The sequence below is a fragment of the Bartonella sp. MM73XJBT genome (assembly GCF_028618465.1).
GTDB lineage: Bacteria > Pseudomonadota > Alphaproteobacteria > Rhizobiales > Rhizobiaceae > Bartonella.
The window spans coordinates 1-413 of the sequence record NZ_JAQISY010000117.1 but is presented as its reverse complement, the minus strand read 5'-3'; the positions used below and the strand labels follow the sequence as shown (position 1 = coordinate 413).

General features: G+C 37.5%; 1 pseudogene. It reads left to right on the top strand.

Annotation, left to right across the window (positions count from 1 at the left end):
• A pseudogene (locus PVV69_RS09910) lies at positions 1-413 on the top strand (hypothetical protein); the annotation flags it as partial.

The following is a 413-nucleotide window of genomic DNA, read 5'->3' as shown; positions in this document are numbered from 1 at the left end:
TTTTAAAAATGCAAAAATTTGTGATAACGCAATGGTAAATGGTGTTGTTAGTGACAATGCTGTTGTTTGCGAAAATGCACAACTCTCTTTTCTTGCATATGTTTCTGATAATGCACAAGTTTCTGGTAGTGCTCATGTGAGTGGCAAGATTTATGGCAATGCAAAAATATCAGGGTCGGCTTGTATTTATGGGGGTGCTAAGATTTATGATAATGCTTGTATTTCTGATAGAGCTACTATTTCTGAGAATGTAGAGGTTTTTGGCAATGCACGGGTTTGTGATAATGCGGTAGTTTATAGCAAGCCCTCTACTGATGGCTGGGCTAGAACTGAGAATGTAAAAATCTCTGGCAACGCTGTAATTCATGGCAAGCAAAAAATTTGTAATGATACTGATGGTAGTGAACAAAGCA